This window comes from Clostridia bacterium (assembly GCA_014360065.1).
GTDB lineage: Bacteria > Bacillota > DSM-521 > Neomoorellales > JACIYF01 > JACIYF01.
The window spans coordinates 1-9,744 of the sequence record JACIYF010000063.1 but is presented as its reverse complement, the minus strand read 5'-3'; the positions used below and the strand labels follow the sequence as shown (position 1 = coordinate 9,744).

The 9,744-nt window shown below is 49.5% G+C and carries 8 protein-coding genes (1 of these 8 only partly in view); 1 reads left to right on the top strand and 7 read right to left on the bottom strand.

Annotated features, from left to right (window positions below; all coding sequences use genetic code 11):
- From H5U02_09710 to sigK, 6 genes are all read right to left on the bottom strand, one after another.
- Positions 1-374: the 5' portion of a shikimate kinase gene (locus tag H5U02_09710; GenBank protein MBC7342704.1), read on the bottom strand. The gene continues 40 nt to the left of window position 1, outside the view; 374 of the gene's 414 nt are visible here — the first part of the coding sequence; the start codon lies at positions 372-374; its stop codon lies beyond the left edge, outside the window.
- Entirely contained in the window at positions 358-1,476 is a 1,119-nt protein-coding gene (gene aroC, locus H5U02_09705) for a chorismate synthase (protein MBC7342703.1), read from the bottom strand. Before aroC ends, H5U02_09710 begins: the two co-directional genes overlap by 17 nt.
- A complete protein-coding gene (aroE, locus tag H5U02_09700) occupies positions 1,476-2,291 on the bottom strand; it encodes a shikimate dehydrogenase (GenBank protein MBC7342702.1) in 816 nt (271 codons plus the stop codon). Before aroE ends, aroC begins: the two co-directional genes overlap by 1 nt.
- 57 nt (positions 2,292-2,348) lie before the next feature.
- A complete protein-coding gene (locus tag H5U02_09695; protein ID MBC7342701.1) occupies positions 2,349-2,852 on the bottom strand; it encodes a YqeG family HAD IIIA-type phosphatase in 504 nt (167 codons plus the stop codon).
- A 77-nt stretch (positions 2,853-2,929) separates the two neighbouring features.
- On the bottom strand, positions 2,930-5,551 hold the full coding sequence (locus H5U02_09690) for an AAA family ATPase (GenBank protein ID MBC7342700.1): 2,622 nt from the start codon (positions 5,549-5,551) through the stop codon (positions 2,930-2,932).
- A 76-nt stretch (positions 5,552-5,627) separates the two neighbouring features.
- On the bottom strand, positions 5,628-6,317 hold the full coding sequence (gene sigK, locus H5U02_09685) for an RNA polymerase sporulation sigma factor SigK (protein ID MBC7342699.1): 690 nt from the start codon (positions 6,315-6,317) through the stop codon (positions 5,628-5,630).
- A 147-nt stretch (positions 6,318-6,464) separates the two neighbouring features.
- Here sigK and H5U02_09680 point away from each other — a divergent pair, with 147 nt between their 5' ends.
- A complete protein-coding gene (locus H5U02_09680) occupies positions 6,465-8,447 on the top strand; it encodes a methyl-accepting chemotaxis protein (GenBank protein MBC7342698.1) in 1,983 nt (660 codons plus the stop codon).
- A 16-nt stretch (positions 8,448-8,463) separates the two neighbouring features.
- Here H5U02_09680 and mltG read toward each other — a convergent pair whose 3' ends face one another.
- Positions 8,464-9,450 (bottom strand): endolytic transglycosylase MltG, encoded by a 987-nt coding sequence (gene mltG / locus H5U02_09675; GenBank protein ID MBC7342697.1) that lies wholly within the window; start codon positions 9,448-9,450, stop codon positions 8,464-8,466.
- Positions 9,451-9,744: the final 294 nt, after the last annotated feature.

Here is a 9,744-nt window from a genome sequence, read left to right as displayed (position 1 = left end):
AGCAAAGGCCGATCTCGGTTTGTTTGCGTTCGCTTAAGAATCACTTCTGGGCGAGCGGTAAGCCAGAATACCATTCCTGCCTTACTAAGCAACAATCGGACCTCGCTGTCGGTAACTGCCCCACCTCCAGTGGCAATGACCAAGTTGCCCATCCCAACTATCCTTTTGATTGCTAGTTTTTCGATGGCCCGAAAGTACCTCTCGCCGTAACGGCGGAAAATTTCTGATATGCTAAGCCCTGTCGCTGCTTCAATTTCTGCGTCGGTATCGACAAATCGACGGCCTAAGGTCTGACCCAGCTTACGCCCAATAGTAGTCTTTCCAGTGCCCATAAAACCAACAAGAATCAGATTGGCTTTAGAATTGCTGGACATACTCTCGCCACTGTTCTACTCTTGTTTCTAGCTCAGCCAAACTATCTCCGCCAAATTTCTCTAGAAGAGCAGAAGCTAGTTCCCAAGCCAGCACCGCTTCCCCAACTACTTCGGCTGCAAAAATTGCACATACGTCAGATCGTTCCACTGAGGCCCCCTTAACCTCTTTGGTAATAAGGTCAACGCTAGGCAATGGCGAAAGGAGGGTGGGAATAGGCTTCATAGCTGCTCGGATTACCACCGGCTGGCCATTAGTCACGCCACCTTCTATGCCGCCAGCGCCATTGGTCTGTCGGTAGAAGCCTTGGGCTGGGTGGTAGTAAATGGGATCATGTACTTCCGAACCATACTTGCCTGCAGCCTCAAAGCCCATGCCAATCTCCACACCTTTAATGCCAGGAATGCTCATGATGGCACCAGCCAACCTACCGTCCAAGCGCCGATCCCATTGCGAGTAGCTGCCTAGGCCGACCGGAACTCCTGAGGCACTAACTTCGAAAATTCCTCCTAAGGTATCGCCTCGTAACCTGACTTCATCAACTAATCTGGCAAGCTCTTCGTCAGTATCATCCGACTGAATACCGCCTTTGAACTTCATAGGACCAATTTGTAGTACTTTGCCGCTAATCGTAATGCCAACAGCACTGAGAAGGATACGAGCTAAGGCACCTACTGCAGTCCTTGCCGCTGTCTCCCTAGCACTGGATCTCTCTAGTACATCCCGGATATCGTAATGGCCATACTTTATGGCCCCAGGCAAATCGGCATGGCCAGGCCGAGGCACCCTAACTGCCCTGCTCTCATCAACGTCAGGGCTACTTTGCATATACCTTTCCCAATTCACCCAGTCACGGTTTTCAATTACTAGAACAACCGGCGCGCCGGTAGTCTTCCCTCTCCGAACCCCGCCTGCAATCGATACTCGGTCTCGTTCAATCGCCATACGGCCCCCACGGCCGTACCCCTGCTGTCGTCGCGCTAACTGATAGTCTATCTCATCTCGATTCACGCTCAGCCCAGCTGGAAACCCATCGACGACCGCTGTTAACTGCGGACCATGAGACTCCCCGCCGGTAACAAAACGCAAGCCCGGCCATGCCATTATCTCTCACCCGTAATACTGGACTTGGCTGCCGCCCACATAATTTCCACCGGCGCAGACATACCGGTCCAGAGGCTAAAAGCTGCTGCCCCTTGATATACCAGCATACCTAGGCCGGAGATAGTCTGACAGCCACGAGAGGCAGCCTCCCGCAGCAAGGCTGTCTGGTAAGGATTGTAAACTAAGTCGTAAACCACCAAACTGGGCCGTAACAGCTCTGGATAAGGTAGCGGCGAATCGAAAACCCGGGGGTACATCCCCACCGGCGAGCAGTTAACCAAAACCTGGGCTCGGGAAAGGGCAGCTTCGAAGCTTTCCCTACACAATGGCAACGCCTTAAGCTCAGTTGTCAAAACAGAACCAGCTTTTTCAGCGCTACGCAATATATCCTCTATCAGCCTAACAGCCCGTTTTGGCGTCCGATTGATAAAATCGATGCAAGCGGCTCCTTGCCGCACTAGGGCTTGAGCCACACCGCGAGCAGCACCGCCAGCACCAATGAGGCAAAAAACTTTGCCGCGAGGAACGATACCTTCCTCAGCTAGCGAGCGAATAAATCCTTCCCCGTCGGTATTGTAGCCCCATAATTTACCGTCCCGACACACCACCGTATTAACTGCTTGCGCTTCGTATCCCGATTGATCTAAATGGTCTAGAAACGGTAAGACTTGTTCTTTGTAAGGAATAGTGACGTTTGCTCCTGCAAAACCCAGTTTAGACAGGCCGCGGATTGCTTCTGGCAATTCCTCCGGTCTGATTTCGGCTGCATAATAGTATAGGTCCAAACCAAGGTGCTTAAAAGCCGCATTTTGCATTCTTTCCGAAAGGCTGTGGCCCACCGGAAAGCCGATCAAAACCACCGGACGTTTCACCTACCAGTCCTCCTTGAGAGCCAGCCTTTTTAACAGTAGCCGCTCTCCCACTCGCATTAGCCGGGTGCCAAGAAACTCCCTCCGGCTCAGCGGTTGTACTAAAATGACTCTCATTCCCATCCGGTGACCGGCAAGGACATCGGTAAAAATCTGATCGCCAATTACTACTGTCTCCGCTGGGGTAGTGCCTAAAATCGCTAAAGCCCGCCGTAAACCTCCCCGCCGGGGTTTCCCTGCACCTGTCACTGCCGCAACCCCTAATTGGGAAGCTATAGTTTCAATGTGCGGCCCTCGGTTGTTAGAGGTAAGGCACATCATTATCCCCAATTCCCTTACTGCCTTGATCCAGTTGCCTACTTCAGCGCTCACCATAGTTGCGTTCCATTCGGTGACGGTGTTATCGAAGTCAACTATCAGACCCTTGGTACCCCAGCCTAGAAGCTGATTTAAAGGTATGTTCGTTATTCCCTTGACGTAGAGATCTGGTATTAGAATCTCCCACATAGTAGCCTCCAAATAGTCGCTGTATATGCTGTCCGGCCGATACTCACTTGATTATAGCACGCTAGAGCCTATTCTTACTAGAGCCTTTGAGCTTGGGCCAGCTCCCAGTAAGCTTCAAGGTCAATCTCTCTGAGGGATGAAGGAGTTATACTAATCTGTTTCAGCATATCTTCAGTGGTAATGGCTACTACCTGTTTCTTTTCAACCGCCTCCTCAGCCTTAGACAGGGCAACCGCGCTGCAGATATACTCAATATCTGCGCCAGAATAACCTTCCGTCTCTGCCGCTAACTGCGAAAAATCAAGCTGATCTGATCCTGGTATGCCAGACAATTTTTTCCTAAATAAGTCAGCCCGGGCTTGTTCGTTTGGTGGACCCACAAAAACCAACCGGTCAAACCGACCGGGCCTAAGCAAAGCCCGGTCCAAGCTCTCGAGGCGATTAGTCGCTGCCAGCACTATTACTTGGTTGAGCTCTTCCATACCGTCCATCTCAGCCAGCAATTGGTTTACTAATGCGCTACCCGCCCCATGGTCTCTGGCGTTACCTAAAGCATCAACCTCATCAAAGAAAATGATGGCTGGCGCATTCTCCTTAGCCCGGGTAAAAAGGTCCCTGATGGCCCGTTCCGATTCTCCGAATACACCCCTCAAAAGCTCCGGGCCCTGTACCGGGTAGAATTTGGCTCCCACCTTTGAAGCAATTACCTTGGCTAACAATGTCTTGCCGCACCCAGGCGGGCCGAAGAATAGTACGCCCCGAGGCGGTCGCACCCTGTAAGTTTGGAGAATTTCAGGGTGAGCCAATGGAAGCAGGATAGTTTTCTCAATTACCCTTTTGGCTTCATCCAGACCACTAACGTCCTCCCAAGTGTAATCAGGCTGGTCTTCCGACCTCTTTTGGGCAGTTATTCTGCTTCGCCTTTGAAACTTTTCCCGCATAGCCTCATAATGTTTCAACATAGCCAACGACACCGAGGGTTTAGTCTGCGAGATAAGGGCTTCTAAGTAACCCATGCTGATGGGATGGTTTCTCGCCTCCAGGGCTGCGCTATTGCAAATTCCTTCCACATCCGCTCCAGTATACCTTTCCGTAAGCGCGGCTAACCGGGAAACATCAACGTCTGCTCCAACCCTTTTATTGGCAAGAAATTTGCTAAACAGTTTCTCTCGGGTAAGCCGGTCGGGAGGCGGAATGTAGATCACTTTATCGAATCGTCCCGGTCTAAGGGCAGCTGAATCCAAGTGCTCAGGGTGATTGGTAGCCCCAACCACCAATACTTGTTCTCCAAAGCTTCCCAGTCCGTCCATTTGCCCCAAGAAGGTGCTTACGATTGACTCCAATACGTGATAGTGGTCATACATATCCCGACCCCTTTGGGGGAGAAAGGCCTCAATCTCATCAAAGAACAGAACAGTTGGTTGCCTCCTAGCCTCAAGGAACAGCTTTCGCAGGCGGGATTCGCTTTCTCCAAACCATTTATCGAAGAATTCTGGCCCGCTTACTCCAATAAATGCAGCCTTGCTTTCCGTGGCTATGGCTCGGGCAAAAAGGGTTTTCCCCACTCCTGCTGGCCCAAAAAGCAGTATTCCTCGAATAGGGCGAGCTCCAACGAATTCCTGCGAGGCTAAAGGATTGAAATGGAGGCTAATGGCATCCCTAATTTCTTGTTTGACATCGTCATAACCAACAATATCATCCCACCCCACTGGAGTTCCGTTGGTTTCGCCAGTTCTTACCCTTGTCAAACCCAGCTTATTGTTGGCAACTGGTACTGGCGCCAGAGCCCCCTCTGTCCCGCTTCCAGCTTCTCCGCTCCACAGCAAGCTGAGGACATAGGCCAAAGCCATAGCTCCAAGCAGGGAGGAAGGCTTGGGAAAAGGCAAGGCGAGAAGTTGGTGCTGCAACAAAAGCACCAGCAAAACGCCAACGCCAGTTTGCACCAGTCTCTGTCTACCAACCTTTAAAGAGCCAAGGTATCCAACTCCGTAAGCAGATATACCCCATATGCTGGCTAATAACAACCAATCCTGCCGTGAAAACAGCCCCAATAAAGTCTGGTAATAAAAATCGAAGAGGCTGTCCCAACTAAAGTTGGCCAAACCCCAAAACCTGACTTCATCAGCGGGTGGCAAAACTAAAGAGGGCATGGGGCTTGGCGGCGGTAAGTAAAAATAGTGGCTTCCAAAGACCACGGCAGCACCAGCCAAAAATAAGCCACCACCAAACGCCAGGAAACTACCCTTGAGTTTTGGATATAGAACCCCTGATAAGATAGGGATTAGCGTTTCCCAGCCATGAGAAGCTAACCAAGGAGAGACTGCCAATAGCAGAAAAAAGTTGGGAATGCCCCTATCATTGAAGCGAAAGGCTTGTCCCACCGAATCGGGTTTTTTCAGGTGCTGGTAATAAAGGGTGACCGCTGCTACTATAGTTCCGAAGCCCAGAGCTGGACTTATAGCCAAGGCTATAGGAAACAAAGCCAACAAAAATGCATACGGGCCAAGCCACGGCCAAAAATACGCCACCCCGCTAATTAGGAGGGCTATATATGGAATCAAACTCAAGGGATAATACTGGACCTTAATTGCCAGCATATAAAACGTTATCCCCAGGCCACCTGCAAATAGGATATAATCCAGCCGGTATGGTTGCAACCAAGTAACCAGGGCGCGGTCAAGCTCTTCTAGTACTCTCATGAAAGGTTTGGGCTCCTTCGTTGGCTGAATCCTCAATATCTAACTTCGGTTCGCCAGAAGATAAACTTAATCTGTCTCAGCCTTTTTCCAGCTCTTTGAGCAACCGGTTTACCGCTCGCTTCTCGATCCTGCTTACATAAGAGCGAGAGATTCCAAGATTTTTGGCCACATCCTTTTGTGTGTGTCGTCGACTATCAAGCAATCCATAACGCATCTCCAGAACCCGCCGCTCACGTTTCGACAAGTTTTTGAGCTTGTTTCGCACCCGTTTCCGATCTAATGAATTCTCAACTGTTTCTACCACCACATCCCCCTCAGTGCCTAGCACATCAATCAAAGTTATCTCGTTACCTTCCTTGTCAACGCCAATGGAATCATAGATAGACACTTCCCCTTTAGTTTTCTTGTTGGCCCGCAGGTACATGAGAATCTCATTCTCAATACATCTGGACGCATAGGTTGCTAACTTGGTACCCCGAGTTTGATCATAAGTATTGATGGCCTTGATCAGGCCGATGGTGCCTATGGATATTAGATCTTCCATGCTCTCGCCGCAGGCTTCGAATTTTTTGGTTATGTGCGCAACTAGCCGCAGATTGTGCTCTATCAGGATATTGCGCGCTTCCGGATCTCCCCTCTCCAGGAATAGCCTAATATAGAGGCTTTCTTCCTCTTCAGATAGGGGTTGAGGAAACGCATGGTTGTCAAGGTAACCAATGAAGGACTCCAAAGGGGAGGAAACCTCTTGCCATTCCCAGTCCAGCACTTTGAACCCTCCCTGAGAGAGTCACTTTATACTATATGGCGGAACATTATAGGGGGTTACAAAAGTTTTGGCCCAAAGTGTCGATCTAACTATTGTAGGGTCGATTTATAGGTGGGTAATAAATCCCTTAGAGGGAGGTTAGTTTAGTTGAAGAGCCTAAGGAATAAACTACTAGCTAATACCCTAACTGTCGTGGCTATTGGACTTATAGTACTAACTTCAATTGCCTTGGTTCAAGCAAGAAGTGTCCTCGGAACTAATATACGTACTCAAGCTCAAGACCAGGCTAAGTTATTGAGCAATATTCTTTCTGAAAAGTTGGAGCGTTACCGGTCAGAGATTGAACTCCTAGCCAATACCCCTCCAGTCCGCAGCGGTCAATGGGCTCTTATGCAGTCTTACCTTAAGTCAGAAAGCGCAAAGATGACTCACTATGAAATGCTTTTCTTTGCCGATGCCTACGGCCAGAGCACTAACACCAGCGGCACGATTGCCTACATTGGGGATACCGATTATTTTGCCAAGAGCTTCAAAGAGGGTCGCACTGTTATCTCCGACCCGGTGTTGAATCGTAACACGGGCAAGGCCATAATTACTATCACCAGTCCCGTCAAGAACGAAACCGGGGCCACCATCGGAGTTTTGGGGGGAACGATACCGCTGGACCATCTAAGTTCGATTATTTCTGGCATTAAGATAGGACAGACTGGATTTGCACTTCTACTTACCCAAGACGGCCGCGTAGTAGCCCATCCAGATCCCAAAATGTATATGACCAACCTGCTCACCGATGATCTAGAGGCAATTACCCCCAGCATGCGAGCTGTAGCTGAGAAAATGACCAAAGGGGAGACTGGTAGCGATCAATATACCTCTAGCGACAACATTGCTCAATTGCTAACTTATACGCCAGTGACAATCACCGGCTGGTCAATCGGTATTTCTGTGCCCTTGAAGGAGCTCAACAGTCCATTGGCCGGATTACAGCAAGGGGTAATATTTACTTCAGCGGTCGTACTAGCCATTCTAATAATTCTAATCACCTCTTCAGCTAATTCGATTACTCGACCGTTAAGGGCAATAACTGAGGCCTCTCAAGATCTAGCTCGAGGTAACTTTACGCGTACCGTTGAGGTCAAAAGCCGTGACGAGCTTGGTACGCTGGCGGCCAGCTTTAACCAAATGGTTCAGAGTATCCGGCAACTAATACTCCAGGTTAAGGAAAGCGCTAGTGCGGTGGCTGCATCTGCGCAGCAAATAGCTGCGACAGCCGAGGATACAGGCAGAGCAGCCGGAGATATCGCCCGGACAGTTAATGAGCTATCCCAAGGAGCTCAAGTCCAAGCCGAAAGTACCCAAAAAGGCAGCGACATGCTGCAAGAGATGTTGATTACTTTGAAGGAGGTAGTTCAGCGAACTGATGAATCCGCAAATTTGACCTCGAAAGCACTAACAGTGGTGGATCAAGGAGTAAAAACAATCACGGCCCAGGTAGAACGTATGGCTGACAACCAGCAGGCCACAACCCATGTCGGGGAGGCTATATCCTCTCTCAGCAGCAAGGCTATGGCTATCGGGGGAATCGTTCAAGTCATCGATAGTATTGCCGAACAGACTAACTTGCTAGCCTTGAATGCTGCTATCGAAGCTGCCAGAGCTGGCGAGCAGGGTCGCGGTTTCGCCGTAGTAGCAGAAGAGGTGAGAAAACTGGCCGAAGAATCCGCTGGCGCCACCGATCAAATTGCCCAGCTTATCTCGGAGATTCAAGAAGCAGTTAAACAAGCTGAAGAAGAAATGTCGAAAGCTGAAAGCGCAGTAGCCGCTCAAGAATTATCGCTGAAAGCTACCCAACAAGCCTTTCAACATATCGAAGACTCAGTTCGAAACATCGCCACCCATACTCAGGGAATAGCCCAGTCTTCTCAAACACTCATGCATCGCGCCGAGGAGGTAGGCAATGTGATGGCCAACGTAGCCAGTGTTTCCGAGGAAACCGCTGCCGGAGCTGAAGAAGCGGCTGCTTTAACCGAAGAACAATCCGCTTCTAGCCAACAGCTATCTGCTTCTGCTCAAAACCTATCAAATTTATCAACGGCACTGCAAGAAGCTGTTGAGCAGTTTCAGGTGTAACCAGTAGAAGCAGACGTCAGTCCTGTTTCCCTTCGATCGCAGCTTTAGCTTGGAGATGTTCCTTCAGGGTAGTACTGAAATGGTGAGTGCCGTCTCCTCGGGCCACAAAGTACAGGTACGGGCTATTATCTGGATAGAGAGCAGCGAGCAACGATTTCTTTCCAGGACAAGCTATGGGTCCAGGCGGTAATCCATTATGAAGATAGGTATTATAGGGTGAAGGAATGGCCAAATCCTTATAAGTAAGTACTTCCTTGGGGTGTCCGAGGATATATTGAATGGTCGCACAAGATTGAAGGGGCATATGCCTGGCCATCCGGTTATAGAAAACTGAAGCAATTAAGGAACGCTCCGCATCATTCTTGGCCTCCTTTTCAACCAGGGAAGCTATAGTAACTACCTGGTTGGGAGTAAGGCCTAGTTCCCGGGTCCGCTTTTGTTCTTTGGGCCCATAAACCGCCTTGAACTCTTCAAGCATAATCTGGATGATATCATGCTCATTCGCGTTGAAAGGAATGGTATAAGTATCTGGAAAAAGATAACCTTCTAGCCTCTCCGGTCCTGAAATCGCGTTGTTTATATAAGGAAAGTCAAACTTTCCGTTGGCTGCTTCTGCTAGAAACCGGTCCCGATTGATTAGGCCTTGCTGGGAAAGTCGGTCGGCAATTTGTACAACAGTAAGACCTTCGGGAATAGTAAAGGATCGCTGCGCCACTTTTCCCTGCGCCAACTTCCCAAGAATGGATGTAGTATCCTCTGAAGGGCTCAAAGCATAAGTTCCAGCCTGCAATTTACTGCCCCAGCCATTTACTCTACCTAGGAGTTGGAAAGCCCAGGAACTCTTAATAATACCTCGCTGTTCCAGCAAATCAGCTATTGTCTTCAAGCTGGAACCGGGGGAAATGGTAATTATGGTTACCCCCTGATCTTTGGTAGAGACTGGAGCTAGACTGTTTGTCCACACTCCCCAAAAAGCAGCTACAAGACCTATGAACAAGATCATAAATAAGCTTGCAATTCTTGCTCCCGGGTTAAGATGCTTCCAGTCTGGTGTTATAAATGCTGGCCGTATAGTCAATTTTCTTCCTCCGGTCTGGAGCCCCTTGTAAATTCATTATAAACGTCACTTGCCTTAGTCAGCAAGCCCCGCAAAACTGTCTCTCGGTAGGCCTCCCGAAGGGCCAACCAGCACTACCCGGGGGCGAGCAGGGTACAGGTCCTTGGAGATAAACTCCCGCGTTATTGCCTTTCCTTTCCTGTCCTTCTTCACTCGCTCTACGGTTACTAAGAACCCCCT

Excerpts from the sequence above, each read along its gene's own strand:
- aroC (MBC7342703.1), bottom strand. The coding sequence starts at position 1,476 with ATGGCATGGCCGGGCTTGCGTTTTGTTACCGGCGGGGAGTCTCATGGT.
- aroE (MBC7342702.1), bottom strand. The coding sequence starts at position 2,291 with ATGCAAAATGCGGCTTTTAAGCACCTTGGTTTGGACCTATACTATTAT.
- H5U02_09695 (MBC7342701.1), bottom strand. The coding sequence starts at position 2,852 with ATGTGGGAGATTCTAATACCAGATCTCTACGTCAAGGGAATAACGAAC.
- H5U02_09690 (MBC7342700.1), bottom strand. The coding sequence starts at position 5,551 with ATGAGAGTACTAGAAGAGCTTGACCGCGCCCTGGTTACTTGGTTGCAA.
- mltG (MBC7342697.1), bottom strand. The coding sequence starts at position 9,450 with ATGATCTTGTTCATAGGTCTTGTAGCTGCTTTTTGGGGAGTGTGGACA.